The following is a 16,563-nucleotide window of genomic DNA, read 5'->3' as shown; positions in this document are numbered from 1 at the left end:
ATGCCCTTTCAGGGCTAGCGTTTGGGGCATGAATTCCCGGGGCGTTGCCCCGGGCTGATATAGGTTGCCCCTTTGGGGCGAGAAATCATGCAAATTACAAATATGACAATCTAGTTTTCTGCTTAACGGTTATATTATTTTTAATATGCAATCGCACTGCGGCTAAAGCGCGCAGCTACATCACTCTTCACTGCCACTCTTCACTCGCCGAAGGCGACTCACTCCGCGCGCAGCGCGGCTACCGCGACTGCAAGCGGATCTTGTTGAGCTTGTTACTTCGGCAGACATCCATCACTTCAGTGACGTGTTTGAGCGGCACATCTTGGTCAGCAACCAACAGAATCGGCAGGTCAGGAGTCAGCTTTCCAGCCAGGTTAATTGCCGCCTCAAACTCAGGCATCTCAATCAATTGGTTGTTCAGATAAATTTCACCTTCGGGGCTCAGCGCAATGGTGATCTGTTCCTTCACTTCATTCTTACCTGCGGTTTTGATCTCCGGCACAGTGATATTCAATGAGCTGATCTGCTTGAACTGCATCGTCACCATAAAGAAGAAAAGCAATACCGTGAGCACATCGACCAATGGCACGATGTTGATGCTCGGCATCCGACGACGATGGGAAGTAAGGCTCATGATGTTAAAAACGATTTGCGGCGAAACAGGTAGGCTTAGTCTTGCGCACGTTTGCGAGCGAGCTCTGTCAAACACTCCACTCCGACGCTAATACGTGCCGCTTGCAGCTCGACTCGACGCAAGAGATAGGCGTGCGCTGCTAGTGCGGGAATTGCAACCGCGAGCCCGAGGATCGTGGTATTGAGCGCCAAAGCGATACCGGAAACGAATGCAGTCGGATTTGCCAACCCGCTATCCGCAAAGAAATTCCCGAAGACCTGAGTCAAACCTGTCACCGTGCCGAGCAAACCAAGCAAGGGTGCGGCGCCGATCACCACTTCGAGTAGAAAGAGTCCGCGCTCCATACGGCTGACTTCTAGACGGGCAAATGCATTGAGCGCCTCAGCATCGGGATGACGCTCACGGTAGAAGCTAATGATACGCCCAGTCACTGAACCTAGGTCAGACTCGATCTCGTCCAAGTTGCCCTCGACGAACGCATCCACCATACGCTGTGGAATAACGCTAGAGCTACGCAGCGCAATGAGCCGCTCGACCGTCACGAAAACAGCGATAAAGGAGCACACCGCCAGAGGGTAAAGAAAGATGCCGGAGTTAGTTAGTAAATCCATAATTCGAGGAAATGTAGTCTTCGATAAAAAAGGCGCAACCGTTTAGGTTGCGCCTTTTGTTATTTTAAAAACGTCAATCTGTCGCTCCTAAAGCACCACGATCAATGCGTGAATGATCGCGGGAACCCAGAAGAAGATACAAAGAATGATATTAATCACCAGCGACTTGCCAGCACCAGACTTGAGGTAAACCGCAAGAGGTGGCAGTAAGATAGAAAGAATGATTAGAAGAATTTTGTTATCCATAGTATTTCGGTGTTATAGGTTAGTCGTCAGAGAATACTTACTGACAAAAACGATAACAGCAACTCCTCGGCCAATTTTCTAAGAATGCTGCATATACGGCAACGCGTCGGTCACCGCTTTGACATTAGCTGCGCCTTCGAGCAACTCATCGAGTGGATCATAGGTGCCATTAAGCAAGCTTTCGCGTGCGCCGGCCTTGATCTCACATGGGATGGATTGATCACCGAAGACCACCTTGTGGTTTTCGACATCAACAGTCACTTCGACTTCAGGATTTGCCTCGATTGCAGCTGCAAGCGTCTCACGATCCGCATCGGTTGCGATCACGCAAACGACACCGAGGTTGGTGGAGTTGCCGAAGAAGATCTCAGCAAAGCTACCAGCGACCACTGCATTGTAACCTGCACGCAGGATCGATTGTGGTGCGTGCTCACGTGAACTGCCGCAACCGAAGTTGTTGCCGCTCACGATGATGGATGCATTCGCAAAACGAGGATCATTCAGATTATGCTTCTTATCTTCGCCAGACTCAGTCTTGCGAACGTCGTAGAAGAGATACTCACCAAGTCCATCAAAAGTGATGCACTTCATGAAACGAGCCGGAATGATGCGGTCGGTATCGATATCGTCACCGGGGACGAATACGCCTTTACCGGATACTTGTTTAATCGGGTTGGATGCCATGATACTATAAAAATTAAGAATTAAGAATTAGGAATTAAGAATGTGGCGTTACGAAGCGACTGTGAAAACTTCACGTGCGTCGACCACTTCACCCTTGATCGCTGCAGCAGCGACCATCAACGGGCTCATCAACATTGTGCGACCTGTTGGGCTACCTTGGCGGCCCTTGAAGTTACGATTCGAGGAACTCGCGCAAAGCTGATCACCGACCAACTTGTCTGGGTTCATCGCCAAGCACATCGAGCAACCCGCTGCGCGCCATTCGAAGCCTGCTTCGATGAAGATCTTATCCAAGCCCAAGCCTTCAGCGATCTTTGCGACCACCTGCGAACCAGGAACGATGATTGCCTGCACGCCTTCAGCGACCTTGTGGCCCTTGACGTATTTAGCAACCTCTTGGAAGTCAGAGAGACGACCGTTGGTGCAAGAACCGATGAATGCCACGTCGATCTTCTTGCCCTTCATTGGGCTGCCACCTTCGAACTTCATGTATTCAAGCGCTTCAGCGATGGACACACGATCCGACTCAGTCTCACCTTCAGCAACTGCTGGGATGTTTTCATTAATACCAACACCCTGTGCTGGAGTAATGCCCCATGTCACTGTTGGCTGAATGTCTGCCGCGTTGATATCAACGACATCGTCAAACGAGCAACCTTCGTCCGATGCGAACGACTTCCACTCTGCAACCGCAGCATCCCATTCCGCACCCTTCGGAGAGTATGGACGGCCCTTCAAGTATTCGAAAGTCACTTCGTCTGGATTGACATAACCGACACGCGCACCGCCCTCGATGGACATGTTGCAGACGGTCATACGCTCTTCCATGGTGAAGTTCTCAAAAGTGGTGCCTGCATATTCATATGCATAACCAGTGCCACCCTGTGTGCCGAGCAAGCGGATGATGTGGAGGATCACGTCCTTCGCATACACGCCTGGGCTAAGTTCACCGTTCACATTGATACGGCGCACCTTCAACTCGTTCAGAGCGATGGTCTGTGTCGCGAGCACGTCACGCACCTGACTCGTGCCGATACCGAATGCAATCGCACCGAACGCACCGTGCGTCGCAGTGTGCGAGTCACCACAAGCGATCGTCGTGCCTGGCTGAGTGATACCCTGCTCTGGCCCGACGATGTGCACCACACCCTGTTTACCAGTGTTGGTGTCAAAGAAAGTGACGTTGTTGTCTGCACAGTTCTTGCGCAGCTCTTCAATCATGCCTTGCGCCAATGGATCGCTGTAAGGCTCAACCGACTCATTGGTTGGAACGATGTGATCCACCGTTGCAAATGTGCGTTGCGGGTATTGCACCTCTAGGCCCTTATCACGCAGCATGCCAAAGGCCTGCGGACTCGTCACCTCATGAATAAGGTGTGTGCCAATCAATAATTGCGTCTGTCCGTTTGCCAATTGGCGAACGGCGTGCGCATCCCATACTTTTTCAAATAAGCTTTTGCTCATAATAGTGTCCTCAAGGAGGGTTAATCTCAAAAGCGTCTCAATAAGCAGTCCTTTGAGCGGTCTGGCAACCGCAAAGACACATTTTGATTTTTGATGACGAATTCAGCTGTTTTCTACGCAGCAGTGACACTATGACACAGCTGCAATAGATATCCTTAAATTACTTCGTCATAAACTTGTAGAACTTACGACAACTGGAATCATAGGAGTTGAACTCCGCCTCGGTGTGAAGGTGCCGGCAGTATGGCCCACCATCGGGGCCGAAGGACTCAAGGATCAGCGCTTTCGGATCGATCTCATACTCCTCATAAATCGACACCGCACGAATGAGCTCTCCACCAGCGAGCCAAAGATGATCGATGTGCTTCTTCTTTGTTTTTGGCGTCAACTTACCTGTAACGATCTCAAACACAAACGGCTCAAAATATTCCAGCAACCGCTGCCCATACACTTCATCTTCAGCCACTCCCATCCACCGAGTTGGCCACTCATAAAAATCGGGGACGAATGCTTTGATCACTTCTTTCATGATGCTCCACCCTCTATCGATTGATTTTTCTGAGTCCTACAAAAAGTCAAATACACGTAGAAGACTATCACTCCGATGAATTTGAAGAAGAACCCCGTCCAAAACCAAATCCTGCTATTCACGCCCAGCCTATCAGACTCTTCCTTCAACCACACCCCACAGACAACTTGCAGCGGGAGCGACACCAATACGCCTAGAATCGAAGTCAGATAAATCGACGAATAGGCACTTTCGGCGCCGCTACGCAATAAGACATACGTCAGTATGCCGGGAAGGAAACGCGCCACCACCCATGCGAACACTTGAGCCAAACATGCCCAGAGAAGAAAACGTTCAATACTTTGATTCATAATGTGTGCTCAATATAACGAAAAACGTCCGCCAAAGACAGAGTTCAACAAATTCCACTCAATAGTGCGACTCCATCATTCTGCAGAAAAGTGCATCCCGACATTGAGTAAATGCGATTGATTTCGTTGGATGACCAACTTCTCACTTTCAAAGTCCAGCCCCCAATACCTCAGTCCAAAATTATCCTGTTCTTCTGGAAAGGCATATATCAAAAGAACATGCGCTCTTCCTGGCTCTCCCGAAGAAGTAGGAGACCATTCAACTTCCTGTTTTTTCATATTTAGAAACTTAATGTCTGGGTCGCTTCCATAGCTCACTTTCGTCATTCCATTTATAATTTCAAAATCGTCAAAATCGAGTGCATCACCGTGATCATACACAACGAGTTCAACAGCGATCAAACGTGCGCCTTCAACGGGCTCAACCCAAGTCTTCCCTAAGTAAGGAAATGCGCTTACCACTTCAACCTTAGCACCAATCGCTGAGTCGGCTTGCCTACGCCCTAATTCCTGTGCTAGCTGTTTCAGGGAAATTTCATCCAGCGGCTCATCTAGTTGAGAGAATATGGTGCTGTTTGTAATTTCAAACTGAGATATTGCTTTATTTAAATCTGTTTCACCACGAACGCCCGTCCATGGATAAACAGTGGATTTCCTGTCCACGCCCCAGTAACCACGAAACCTAGATAAGTCATCCGAAAAGTGCATCCGCAGTGCCCCAGTCCCATGCTGATCTTTCCAGGTGCAAACCGTCACATTACAGCCTTCATCAATAAAGTTGAATAAAACACCACTCGAATCGCCGGTCTCATCATTTATTTTATATGATCCAATCAAACTCCCCACATCATTGACACCGATCTCTGTGTGAACTGGATCTAGATCATCGCCATTCATCACTTGCCCAAGGTAAGCGCCTTGCATAGCGTCAAGCTTGCCCCCTTCAACAGCAGTATAGAAAGTCAGTAAGCCTATGATGTTTAGCATCACTAGAAAGAATCGAATTGATGTCATTTTCAAATTTGTATGAATCCAAGTATACGGCGTCCATCCACTTCGTGCTCAAAATGACCTTTTTCAGGAAATACCACTAGAGCGGTGCGGGGCAATTTCGGATGCTGCAGTAAAAATCCACATTTAACGCCCCAAAGTGACTAGAATCATATACGAGGTTTTTAAACTATTTCACATCACTCGCCGAGATACCGATCCAGCGACCAATGCTTGATCTTGTTCATTTGTTCTGGGCTACCGAAATAAACACCACCAAATCCGCTTCCACCTGAAACGGGATAGAAGGTAAGGTGCAAGGTGCCCTCGTGCCGAATCGTAATAGTGGCTTCAAAATCACCACTCCCGGAATCCACTTTAACGATCTGCAACGGATCCACACGCTTCTTCCCGCCACTCTTGGTCTGTGTGAGATAAAGACTAAGATTCGCCTCGGGATGGCTCGCCAACGTGTAACTGCCCTTGACCGTCACCACATCTCCAATCTTAAACTGAGAGGACGTTGCCTGAACGTCTTCGATTGTGATGCGATCCCCTGTCCGAAAAAGCTGCGGCCCCAATGCGACGCTGACTTCTTTTAGCTCAGCAGTGACCACGAGTGGCAAGAGGACGAATAGTGTGAATGTGATTAAGTGTTTCATGTGTAGCTTATTTATACTCACGGACATCAAGTATTGTAATTTTGAATGCGACATCAAACCAAACAAGAGCCATTCAGTCGTAGGTTGCTTCCTTTAGATGGCCACCCGCCTACAAGCATGGGTGCCATTAGCCATGTCGGTCGAGCACCTACATTCGGCTGGCTCATGTCAGGCAAGGAACTCGACTACGCTTTTCACAAATCATGATGCGTGCAGGTATATTTCCCTGAACGTCGCGCGTCTAGGGCGTTACAACCTCTGGCTGATTGGTCTTAAATGCTCGTAGAGCTGTATCGACAATATCGTAGAGTTCACTCTCCCAAGCAATCTCTGGGATATTTATAATTTTCTGCCCCGAACGCATATCGTATGGAGCGATGACAACTTGAACCTGATCCGGCCCCACTTCCGAGACCATCAGAAACAATTCTTCGATACCGGCATCGCCGATTGGAATGCATCCGATGGTTGCTGATTTCCCATGGATAAAAATGTCATATCCCAAGTGTTCTCGCCCATCTTGCTTCCCTTTCTCTCTATCAAATGCATTCGGATAATTAATCTTCATTGATAGGTGATAGCTGCTATTTGGGTTCAAATATTCAATCTCATAAATCCCCTCTGGAATCTGCCCATCACCTTCCTTGAGCTTAGGCCCAAGCCCTCCACTAAAACCGGTAAATTTAAACTCTTTGATCTTCTGCAGACCCGAACTTTTCGACGCCCAGACTTCGATCTTCTGTTCTTCTTTGAAACAGAGGAGATGCAGCGAATTCCACTCATTGAAGTCATAATCAAAAGTGCCCGCTTGATTGATCCTCTCAACCACACCCGGAACGGTCTGCCCTCCCTTCAGCTGGATATAAAACGGATGCCACACGCTCCTTCCATACGAATAAAACAGCCCACAAACAATCGCGGCGATGAGTAGGATGTAGAATCGCGTTCTCATTCAATGACCTAACGCGACTGGCCAGACTCTCCTTTAAAGCAATCATTCAGCAGTCTAAAAGCTAACAGCCCTAAGACTCCAAACGCTAGTCCGATCATGCCCCAGAACGGGGCGTCCAAGTCGGCGAAAAGCGCTCCCCCAGCCTCTTTCCTTCGTTTGGATTCCTTGAAGAGTGCAATTGCTGATACCACGTGTATCGCAACTATGAGTCCTGGTAGCAATAGATGCGTCATGACTGGAACGAGACGCAATCCCGCGAAACCAGAGACTACGAGCAACAGCCCAAAAGCCAATGCAGATATGATTAGAGTTTTAATTGTATTCATTTTTTTTAATGTCGATCTAAGAATCTAATGGGCATTGTTGTTATTTGAAAATTCGACTCCAATAGCCACGACATACTGATGGTGGCTGATCGCATGGGAAAGCTCGGGTGATACGTTGGCAGAGTTAAGTTTATCCTCAGGGCTCTCGTTCTCTAAGAGTGAGCGAGCATATCCAACAATTTGATAGTCTTCGAAATGAGCGATGGTGCCCGAATGGGTAGAGATATAGTCATGTGTAAATATTTCGTCGGAGATGCGGGTCGAACTTCCAATGCTATGAAGGACTGCTTGCGCTCCTCCATCTTCACTTTTTCGCCACAGAAGTTCTAATTTGACGCTATCAATCCCCGTGGAGTCAACTGGCCCTCTATAGATACCGCCAGTGCCAATAAACGCGCCGCTTTCAAATTTCAGGTAGGTTATTTCATAAGAGGTCGCATCCGCCGGAATGGTGGCATCTCCTGAAATGGTTTGAATGCCTTCCAGAGCACGCAATCCGAAATCTTGATACATTTTAGACTCTTGGGCATTGCGTGGTTGGCACCCACATAAACATATCAAACAGAGGCAGAGAAGGGTATAGGGTATAGGGTATAGGGTATAGGGTATAGGGTATAGGGTATAGGGTATAGGGTATAGGGTATAGGGTATTTTCATTTTTCTGTAGAACGAGTTATCATGTCTTTTACGACAGCACGCCACACCCTCACTCTATTAAACGTTATGAATATAAACAAGCCTTAACTGGTAATCCCAGATCCCGACATTTGGCATGATCTGGCAATTGCGATATAGTAGCTCAACCGTGGTCAGTGCCAGCGCCCCTGCCCTTAGCTCAGCAGAATGCAAGCTTGAGGCTTCATAGTTCAGTTCAACTTGAGGGCCGATAATGAAACATGAGGCACGGCGGCAGTCATTGTCTTCGTATCCTAGTTCGACGATTTTGGTTTCGCGACGAGGGGACCCATGCCACGGGCGATCAACGCAATCCGCCTAGACATCGGGTCAATGATGCAAATCTGATCGTCCCCGATTTGAGCTACGATGTAGTCACCAGTGATATGGGTTGCGTTACGAACTGCCCATGCCGCAAACGGCAACTCCAAGGAGAAATGAAGCGCCTCTCTAGTCTCATAATTATCACAACGGAGCCCACCGATAGGCCAGAAACCAGTGCTAAACTCCCAGTCGGATGCCGCGCCAATGCTGGGAACAAAACCAAAATTGAACCACGTCCCTGCAGCCTTTTCGGAATGCCCCTCCGATATACGCCACTCGATCGGTGCTTGCTCTGAAAAATCCTCCAGAATCAGCACTTCACTCTCAGACCCGCCAAGGCAAACAAGAAGATCAAACCCTGAGTTATCTCTAGCTCGAGCAAAAAGCCGGTCGTCCCGATCTGCTGACACCTCTGATACTAACCGTGGAGAAACGAGTTCACTAAGCTCAAGACGGAGAACTTGGTCTCCCTTACACGATATAAAATAGAGCGTATAGGGCTCAGAGAGCTCAATTTCGTCAACTGGCACGACTTCAAGCTTTGACATCATTGAAGTTCCGCTTGCCATCCAATACCACCCGAAGAGAAAGACGTAACTGATCACATTGACCGCTAAAGTCGCTTTAACAATCCGGCGCAACCCATTCTCTCTGAACCCCAGAGCAAACCAGAAGAATGGTAGCTCAATAAAGATTGTGACGACAAAAGCGACGCAGACGAAAGCCAGAAACCAAGACTCCACATTCAGAATTGTAATGTCTACTAACGACGGGAGGTATCCGGCTACAAAGAATCCACCAGCCCAAGCAGAAGCGTAATTGGCTGCGATCAGAATCAAGACCGACTTCCTCTTCGAGCATTTAAGCATCCATGAAAGAAGAACCCCTTCAGTGAGGCCGATGACTGCGTTTCCGAATACAAGGTGGAGCATCGATGCCCACATCAGTGGCGTTCCCGCGTTCGCTGATGCCGTAGAAGGAAATAATACCAATGCAAGGATCAGAAGTATGTAGCTCGAGTGCTTCATTTCTTAGCTAACAAGTGATGACTTCACCTTATCTCATTCAACATGGCTCACGCAGAGCGTTCTACTGGCGGTATTGTTCTAGGCTGAGTATCCTTATAAATACTGAACCCGATATGAAACGCGACTGCCCAAATCCCGGAGAAGAACCCAAAGAGTGCCCATAGAACAAACCTACCATTTGCTTTCTTCTGTTGGTGCCACAACCAGACCGCAGCGACCAGTTTATGAACACTCCCCGAAAAGGTGACGATCAGAGTGTATAGGATACCAAACTCGACGTCTCCACCGGTGGCGACATCCTGTGCGATTCCTTTCGTCCAGATGGGTAGACACATGGATGCAATCACTGTCGATAAAATTGATACTGGGATATACCAAACAAGGAAGCTCTCGAATTCTTTTTTCATGTTTTGTCAGTTCAGTGATTCTGGCAGATTTAGTCAGCACAACAGAAGCAGACTCTGATAAACGTTATGAATAGGAACAAGCCTGAACTCGAATAGCCACACCACTCCATTTTGTATAATAATATTCATTTCCTTTATCAAGTGACTCAACAAGGGATAAAATGGCAGAGAAAATCAGCTACTGTCAAACGGCTTTGACAGTCGTGTAACAGACATCAATATATTTAGTATATGCCTACACTGCTGGACAAGAAGACCATACTCGATTGCAACCTCGCATGCAAATACCTCGAGGCTTATGCCCTATTCAAGGGCCAAGGAAATCTAAAGGATTGGAAAGACCCCTTAATCACAATCGAAGCAGCAAAAACGCTCCGTGCACTGGGTGCCCCACGCTACGGCGACTCAATCATCCTACGGAACCATCGGTCTAATGAAAGAACAGCTGAGTTAACCCTCGCTGCCACACAAACGCACATCAATCGACGAGGTTTTTGGGCAGGATGGAAGCTACTACAGTCAATCAACATCGACACTGTCGAAGATACAGCAGTCACGCTCAAATACCACTCACAACGTGCCCGTTTGTTAATCAAATTACGCGACTACGAACAAGCCAGGGCAGAACTATCCAACGCCGAAGCAAACGGTCTGAACGAAAAACACAAACTGCTATTCGAAGCTGAAATCGCTCAAGCAAACGATGATCCGAAACAGGCTCGTGAATGCCTAGAAAAGGCACTCACAATCGATCCAACGTCCCCTTCGGCAACCATTCGCCTCGCAGAGATATGCTACCTAGAACGTAAGCTTAGTGATGCAATCGAGTTGTATGCGAAAATAAACGCACAGTGCGAAGACCGCACAATTTGCTACCGTCACATTCGTCTACTCATAGAGAATGATGACTATTCAACAGCAGAAGAGCTACTCCCGCGTTTACGCACACTTAGCCCCTTGGCTGAAAAACGAGTGCAATCAAACTTTGCAGCCTTAGCATCTGAAATCTACTTTCATCAGGGCAAACAGGTAAAAGCGGTTTCTAGTGCTAAACAAAGCGATCAGCCCTACCATAAGATTTGGAGCAATAACGTCGAAAATGCAGCACCAGACGCAGTGGGTCGTATATTGGACGTGCCCTTTATTAAGCAAGAGCATCTCACTTGCGTGCCAGCAAGCATCGCCGCAGTTACTGAGTATTTAGGAGTTCCTATCGACCAAACTGAAATCGCACGGGAACTCACTTATGACGGCACCCGTGACTCAACTGAACGAGCCTGGCTTGAACAGCGCGGATGGACAGTCCGCGAGTTCAGCCTAACCTGGGACATCGCTTGTCAATTAATCGACAGGAATCTCCCCTTCACCTTAACCACACGCGACCTGTATGCGTCTCACATGCAAGCCGTCATGGGTTACGACGCAGTGCAAGGTATATACTATATCCGTGAGCCAGGTTCCCCAGAAAAAATTGAATGGCTAGCTAAAGAATCTCACAAGCGCTATCAAACCAATGGACTGCGCGGCATGCTATTGATTCCTCCAGGCAAGGCTGATTCCGCAAACAATATTGAGCTACCAGAGGAGGACAGCTACAATCATCTGTTCAAATTTCACCAATCCTTACTAGAGCATGACATATCAAGCGCACAAAAACATATAGATCAGATACGCAATGCTGCTCAGTCTCCTCGTCTACAGCACCTAGCCGAACTACAACTCGCCGCTTATAATGACGATACAGAAGCCCGCCTAAGTAGCATCAATACAATTCTAACACTCTATCCAGAGGATCCCTATTATATACATCAGAAGGCGAATTGCTTACGCAATCTAGGACAAGATGAAGAATGCCGCGCACTGTTACGCTCGACTATTCAAGAGGCTCCTAAAAACCGCCCGGCTCCCTATCAGCTATATCTCTTACTTGCAGAACAGATCATCGCTGATTTCCGTCATCGAGGTGAAATTCGCCGACTACTGCGCCACGTGCAAAACGTATCCAGCTACAACTCACATGTCTATTGGATTTGGGCACAGCTCTATACAAACCTAGAGGATCATCCTGCTGCCCAAGAAGCAGCGCGGTTTGCTTCTACGCTCAGTTATTACGATGAATTCTATGCCGAATTTCACTTTCAAAAAGCACGACGCAATGGACAACACGCAGATTGCTTAAATTATCTACGACTTCGCACCGAGAAACTCGGACACAAATCAGGAAAAAGCTGGGGCACTTATGCCCAAGCCCTTGAAGACCTCAGTCTACATCACAAGGCATTTGAAGTCATCGAACATGGCCTTCGAGATAACCCTAAAGACGAAGACTTAATTACAAAAGCTATCGAAACCTTTTACAACAATGGCCTCGGTGAGAAAGCTCATGAATGGCTAGATGAGAGCCGCTCGATATTAAGGGAAACAACTTGGTTAGAGCAAAAAGCAAAAATTGACGCATCTGAAGGAAATCTTGAAATCGCACTCAAAGACTGGCAACGCATTCTCAAAATCAACCGCGCCAGCCGTAAAGCAATCGAACGCATAGGACACCTCACTGAGTGCCTACATGGTAACACGGCAACGCGCGCGTTCCTCAAGCAACAGAGACAAGAACATCCACTCAACTACGCGATCCATGTCGACTATCTCGCCTCTCTCAGAGATTCCCCCCAAGAGCAATCACCGGCATTAGAAGTCGCTCTCGAACACTACCCAGATCGAACGTGGCTACTTCGAGAATCCGCGATCTGTGCGAAAAAAATAAGCAACTTCCGTGCTGCCACTCATTTCATAAAAAGAGCGCAGAAAATCGAGCCACACTTAGCCGTCAACTTCGAGCTACACGCTGATATAGCCAAAGAAGAGGGCAACTTAACTGAGGCCAGCGACAACTATCGTAAAGCGTTGATGATCGATATCGACCGAAGTAGTTCTATCGAAGGTCTCCTCGACTGCTGTCATTCGCTAAGCGAACGTATACAAATTAGCCAATTTATAGCGGAGCAAATCCGTAAGCAAGTCAACTTCGGCGATGGCATCCGCAGTTTCAGCAAAGAGCTACACCGACTACTTCCACTGAACGAAACACTCGATACGATAGAGGAGCTTCTAAAAAATCGCCCAGATTTATGGCAAGTCTGGCATGTAAGCATTGAACTCTATCTACAGATAAACCAACCACAAAAAGCGCTCGATCTATCATCAAAAGCCGTAGAGCGCTTCCCGTATGTCGGTGCAATCTATTATCAACGTCATCTATGCTATGAGCAACTACATCAACCGGTCGAAGCACTCAGTGCACTCAAAACGACGGTCGAACGTAACCCTCACTATAGCTATGCCATTCGCACATACGCCGATAAGCTATGGCAACAACAGCGAAAGCCTGAGGCGTATGCAATCCTACAGAAAGAGATCCGCAAACATCCCCTAGAGGACACAAACTATGGAATGATGGCAAGTTTCTACTCTGGTGATGGGGACCTCACCAGTGCTGAAACAAACCTCAAACATGCCGTGCAACTATGCCCAGCGTATGGCTGGGCGCGTAATGAACTACTCCGAATTGCACAACGTAGCGCAACCCCCGAGCACATCATTGACTGGGCGAGAGATCTCGTTAAGAAGAAGCCCAACGATTACAATGCACAGATATGCCTGATCGAATTCTTGCATGTAATCAAGGGCTCAGAAGACGCGCTCGAAGCTTGCCAACAAGCGAATCAATCAACGTCTCATTACGATTTAATTGACTGGGAAGCATACCTCCTCACCCAATTAAAACGTTTCGATGAAGCCATTGCATCCACCCAAGTCAGCGGATTAACTTACAGTCAAGAGAGGACGTTAAGCATTCGCCGGGCTCACATCGAGAAAGAGCGGGGCAATACCAAGGAAGCGATTCATCTTTACCGCGCTCACTGTAAACAAGACCATAACGATTACCGGGCATGGTCTGCGCTTGCTAGTTTATACGAAAAAGATGGAAACTATCACGACGCAGCACAGGCAGCTGAGGAGTTGATCCGAATCAACCCACTAAACGCCTCTGGTTTTTGGCACTTAGCCTACAGTAAACGGCATACTGGAGAATTCGAATCTGCACGCACGTATCTGCGCACAAACCTCAAACACGCCATCGATAGCGAGGATAACATCGACCTGCTTATCGAAAGTTGCGAGAATCAAGCACACTACGAAGACAGCCTACATTTCCTAGAAAAAGAGATCATTCGTCAAGTCAATCGCGGCGAAGCAATTCTTGTATTTGCTGAGCGTGCACCACGCCTGATCAGCGGTGAGGCACTCCTGTCGAAGCTAGAAATGATTCAAGCTAAGCGCCCGGACCTATGGCAAAGCTGGGCCGCACTTATCCAAGAGCAACAACGACAAAACCTGTTAGAGCAGCAACTAACGTCAATGAAACAGGCCTTAACCTTGCACCCTCACAGACCTAGGTTGCATCAATTAGCAGCGGAAGTCTACGACGCGCATGACCGTATCGATGATACAATAAATGCCCTTCGCCAAGCCATTAAGCTCTCACCTAAATATGAGTATGCTCGTCGACAACTCATCAACAATTTACTAAAAAAGCAACAGTCCGAAGAAGCCTTAGAACATGCACAGAAGCTCGTAGATGAAGCTCCCAACCAAGCACCAAACCATGGTTACCTAGCGATCGTTCACTTCAAATGTAATAACCACTCATTGGGACTAGAGTCCTTATTTAATGCAATCAAGATCGACCCAGAATATCATTGGGCACGCAATGAACTAGTCCAGCATTACGCGAGAAAACAACAACAGCATGAATTAATAAAACACTTTATTGATGACACAAAGAAACACCCAAACTGCCCTGAAAGAGCCCTAAACCTTGCTTATATTTACAGCTGCTCACAGCTATGGCTAGAGGCAGTGAGCAGCATCGACAGGGCGATTGCGCTAAAACCATCTTATATTACTGCACGTGACCTGAAGGGTTACTACTTAAGCCAACTCGCCCGCTATGACGAAGCCATCGCCTGTTGCGAATATGAGGCTGCCAACTTTGAAGAACACAATCAGCTACAAATGCGTATTGGGTTGATCCATCGTGAATCAGGTAAAATCCAACTCGCGATCAAGACATTTAAAGAAATCCTAGAACAGGACGAACTCAACATCAGAGCCGCAGCAAACTTAACTGAGAGCATCGATAAAGCCAACGACAACTCGCAGGCCTACTATGAAGCTGCCAAACACTGGAGCCGTATCGAGCCAAACAATGCAATTGCATTTGGACATCTAGCAGCAGCGTGCCTGGATACACAAAAAAAGGGGGATGCTAACGAGGCATTTAAAACAGCCTACTTACTCGACCCCGACTATCATTACGCCGTATCTCACTACTTTGATAATTGTCTCAATGCAGGTAATTCAACCGAAGCCGAAAAAGTCATAGAACGTCTAAAATCATCCGGAAACTCAACCGACTATGCCTATTATGCCATACTGAAATACACGAATGAGAATAATTACGATGCCGCATGGAGAAGCTTAATCGAGCAAACCCAAGATCCTTTGAATCGACGAATCAAAGACTCATGTGAACACTTACGTAAACATAAGAATGGTAAATGGTTTGAGAAACAGATGCGCCTATTCCTTAAAGAAAATGACTCTGATATAAAAGAATTCGGAGAACACTGGGCAAAAGCCTCATTCAAGGCAACAGGTGCCCTGCGCACTCTCTTTCGAATTCGGAAAATCCCAAAAGAAAATGAAGCCTGCGCAGCCGCGCATTCAGAGCTACTAGAGCACCTCGGAGATCAAAATTTATCAACCCTCACCCGTTGGGTAGTGCGGCGTAACCGCGCTTACTATCGCAACCATACTACATTGTATGGCATGGTCACCTACTCCTTTGGCAAACTGAGGCAATACGGCGCAACCTTGCGCTGGGCAAGTGACTGGCGCGAGCGTAATAATGTAGAGCTATGGTTCCTCATGAACATCGCGCTTGCAATGATCGCAAAGCGTCAATCCATCCAGCTAAAACAACTGCTAGATCATTCGTATAACGTCATTCCAGACCACACTTACGAACGACAAATCGTCTATATCTGTCTATTTGAGATACGCACAGAAATCGTTCAACGGTATGCGTCACAGTTACAACGTATAGATAACAGCACGATGGGTCCGGCTCAGCAGCAATATCTAAAATTCGCAAAAATACGCGTATTAGCCAATGGCTTAGATGGCAACGAATCAGATATAAAACTGGCACGGAAACAATGGCGACAACACCTATTTAAGCTTTTCACAAGATTTGACGACATAAAGCACGGGATACGATGGAGCCTTTTTCATGTTCGTAAACAAATCAAAAATGATAGCGCTTACCTTAACAGCGACACACTGTAATCATTTTTTTGGAAAAGGCCAATAGCACCGCATATATCAATGGGTTCAGCCGAACCTGATCACTAACGAAGATGTAAACAGATCCTAAGGCACGGTGACGCGGTCTAAAGATCCGCGCTACATTGGTGACTCGTGATTCATGTCACGCTTAGAGAATGCGTTGGTTCAGCGGTCGAAACGGCTTCGCTGATCCGCTACACGTAAGACTGACAACTGAGGCTCGGTGACAGACAAGAATGTCTGTATCACGGCGCTACTCTACAAAAAAGC

At 47.5% G+C, this 16,563-nt stretch carries 15 protein-coding genes; 1 reads left to right on the top strand and 14 read right to left on the bottom strand.

The annotated features are described in order from the left end of the window. Positions 1-238 precede the first annotated feature (238 nt). From GZZ87_RS11565 to GZZ87_RS11500, 14 genes are all read right to left on the bottom strand, one after another. Positions 239-634, bottom strand: a complete 396-nt coding sequence (locus tag GZZ87_RS11565) for a biopolymer transporter ExbD (RefSeq protein ID WP_162025192.1) — start codon at positions 632-634, stop codon at positions 239-241. Between the two features lie 35 nt (positions 635-669). Further along, positions 670-1,245 carry a MotA/TolQ/ExbB proton channel family protein gene (locus tag GZZ87_RS11560; RefSeq protein WP_162025193.1) on the bottom strand — a complete coding sequence of 192 codons (576 nt, stop codon included), beginning with the start codon at positions 1,243-1,245 and terminating at the stop codon, positions 670-672. 87 nt (positions 1,246-1,332) lie between these two features. After that, positions 1,333-1,491, bottom strand: a complete 159-nt coding sequence (locus GZZ87_RS11555; protein WP_162025194.1) for a YqaE/Pmp3 family membrane protein — start codon at positions 1,489-1,491, stop codon at positions 1,333-1,335. Positions 1,492-1,569: 78 nt separating this feature from the next. Then, on the bottom strand, positions 1,570-2,175 hold the full coding sequence (gene leuD / locus GZZ87_RS11550; protein ID WP_162025195.1) for a 3-isopropylmalate dehydratase small subunit: 606 nt from the start codon (positions 2,173-2,175) through the stop codon (positions 1,570-1,572). Positions 2,176-2,223: 48 nt separating this feature from the next. Then, positions 2,224-3,639: a 3-isopropylmalate dehydratase large subunit gene (gene leuC, locus GZZ87_RS11545; RefSeq protein WP_162025196.1), complete on the bottom strand. Its 1,416-nt coding sequence runs from the start codon at positions 3,637-3,639 to the stop codon at positions 2,224-2,226. A gap of 160 nt (positions 3,640-3,799) precedes the next feature. Continuing rightward, the gene (locus tag GZZ87_RS11540; RefSeq protein WP_162025197.1) at positions 3,800-4,168 is read right to left on the bottom strand and encodes a hypothetical protein; all 369 of its coding nucleotides are present in this window, start codon (positions 4,166-4,168) and stop codon (positions 3,800-3,802) included. Further along, positions 4,165-4,518 carry a hypothetical protein gene (locus tag GZZ87_RS11535; protein WP_162025198.1) on the bottom strand — a complete coding sequence of 118 codons (354 nt, stop codon included), beginning with the start codon at positions 4,516-4,518 and terminating at the stop codon, positions 4,165-4,167. Before GZZ87_RS11535 ends, GZZ87_RS11540 begins: the two co-directional genes overlap by 4 nt. Positions 4,519-4,593: 75 nt before the next feature. Then, entirely contained in the window at positions 4,594-5,532 is a 939-nt protein-coding gene (locus GZZ87_RS11530) for a hypothetical protein (protein WP_162025199.1), read from the bottom strand. Positions 5,533-5,708: 176 nt separating this feature from the next. Further along, positions 5,709-6,170: a hypothetical protein gene (locus GZZ87_RS11525; RefSeq protein WP_244648185.1), complete on the bottom strand. Its 462-nt coding sequence runs from the start codon at positions 6,168-6,170 to the stop codon at positions 5,709-5,711. A gap of 241 nt (positions 6,171-6,411) precedes the next feature. After that, entirely contained in the window at positions 6,412-7,122 is a 711-nt protein-coding gene (locus GZZ87_RS11520) for a L,D-transpeptidase family protein (protein ID WP_162025200.1), read from the bottom strand. Positions 7,123-7,130: 8 nt separating this feature from the next. After that, positions 7,131-7,448 (bottom strand): hypothetical protein, encoded by a 318-nt coding sequence (locus tag GZZ87_RS11515; RefSeq protein WP_162025201.1) that lies wholly within the window; start codon positions 7,446-7,448, stop codon positions 7,131-7,133. Positions 7,449-7,472: 24 nt separating this feature from the next. Beyond that, on the bottom strand, positions 7,473-7,961 hold the full coding sequence (locus GZZ87_RS11510; protein ID WP_162025202.1) for a hypothetical protein: 489 nt from the start codon (positions 7,959-7,961) through the stop codon (positions 7,473-7,475). Positions 7,962-8,377: 416 nt separating this feature from the next. Beyond that, positions 8,378-9,475: a hypothetical protein gene (locus GZZ87_RS11505; RefSeq protein ID WP_162025203.1), complete on the bottom strand. Its 1,098-nt coding sequence runs from the start codon at positions 9,473-9,475 to the stop codon at positions 8,378-8,380. A gap of 47 nt (positions 9,476-9,522) precedes the next feature. Further along, entirely contained in the window at positions 9,523-9,882 is a 360-nt protein-coding gene (locus GZZ87_RS11500) for a hypothetical protein (RefSeq protein ID WP_162025204.1), read from the bottom strand. 231 nt (positions 9,883-10,113) lie between these two features. Here GZZ87_RS11500 and GZZ87_RS11495 point away from each other — a divergent pair, with 231 nt between their 5' ends. Next, on the top strand, positions 10,114-16,293 hold the full coding sequence (locus GZZ87_RS11495) for a tetratricopeptide repeat protein (protein WP_162025205.1): 6,180 nt from the start codon (positions 10,114-10,116) through the stop codon (positions 16,291-16,293). Positions 16,294-16,563: the final 270 nt, after the last annotated feature.

It is taken from the genome of Lentimonas sp. CC4, assembly GCF_902728235.1.
Classification (GTDB): domain Bacteria; phylum Verrucomicrobiota; class Verrucomicrobiia; order Opitutales; family Coraliomargaritaceae; genus Lentimonas.
Note: the sequence above shows the minus strand (reverse complement) of the source record. Positions and strands in the feature narration are given on the sequence as shown.

Bases quoted from the DNA above. Each gene is read 5' to 3' on its own strand.
- GZZ87_RS11510 (WP_162025202.1), bottom strand. From the start codon at position 7,961: ATGTATCAAGATTTCGGATTGCGTGCTCTGGAAGGCATTCAAACCATT.
- GZZ87_RS11520 (WP_162025200.1), bottom strand. From the start codon at position 7,122: ATGAGAACGCGATTCTACATCCTACTCATCGCCGCGATTGTTTGTGGG.
- GZZ87_RS11505 (WP_162025203.1), bottom strand. From the start codon at position 9,475: ATGAAGCACTCGAGCTACATACTTCTGATCCTTGCATTGGTATTATTT.
- GZZ87_RS11500 (WP_162025204.1), bottom strand. From the start codon at position 9,882: ATGAAAAAAGAATTCGAGAGCTTCCTTGTTTGGTATATCCCAGTATCA.
- GZZ87_RS11535 (WP_162025198.1), bottom strand. From the start codon at position 4,518: ATGAATCAAAGTATTGAACGTTTTCTTCTCTGGGCATGTTTGGCTCAA.
- GZZ87_RS11540 (WP_162025197.1), bottom strand. From the start codon at position 4,168: ATGAAAGAAGTGATCAAAGCATTCGTCCCCGATTTTTATGAGTGGCCA.
- GZZ87_RS11555 (WP_162025194.1), bottom strand. From the start codon at position 1,491: ATGGATAACAAAATTCTTCTAATCATTCTTTCTATCTTACTGCCACCT.
- GZZ87_RS11565 (WP_162025192.1), bottom strand. From the start codon at position 634: ATGAGCCTTACTTCCCATCGTCGTCGGATGCCGAGCATCAACATCGTG.
- GZZ87_RS11495 (WP_162025205.1), top strand. From the start codon at position 10,114: ATGCCTACACTGCTGGACAAGAAGACCATACTCGATTGCAACCTCGCA.
- GZZ87_RS11525 (WP_244648185.1), bottom strand. From the start codon at position 6,170: ATGAAACACTTAATCACATTCACACTATTCGTCCTCTTGCCACTCGTG.
- GZZ87_RS11530 (WP_162025199.1), bottom strand. From the start codon at position 5,532: ATGACATCAATTCGATTCTTTCTAGTGATGCTAAACATCATAGGCTTA.
- leuC (WP_162025196.1), bottom strand. From the start codon at position 3,639: ATGAGCAAAAGCTTATTTGAAAAAGTATGGGATGCGCACGCCGTTCGC.
- GZZ87_RS11560 (WP_162025193.1), bottom strand. From the start codon at position 1,245: ATGGATTTACTAACTAACTCCGGCATCTTTCTTTACCCTCTGGCGGTG.
- GZZ87_RS11515 (WP_162025201.1), bottom strand. From the start codon at position 7,448: ATGAATACAATTAAAACTCTAATCATATCTGCATTGGCTTTTGGGCTG.
- leuD (WP_162025195.1), bottom strand. From the start codon at position 2,175: ATGGCATCCAACCCGATTAAACAAGTATCCGGTAAAGGCGTATTCGTC.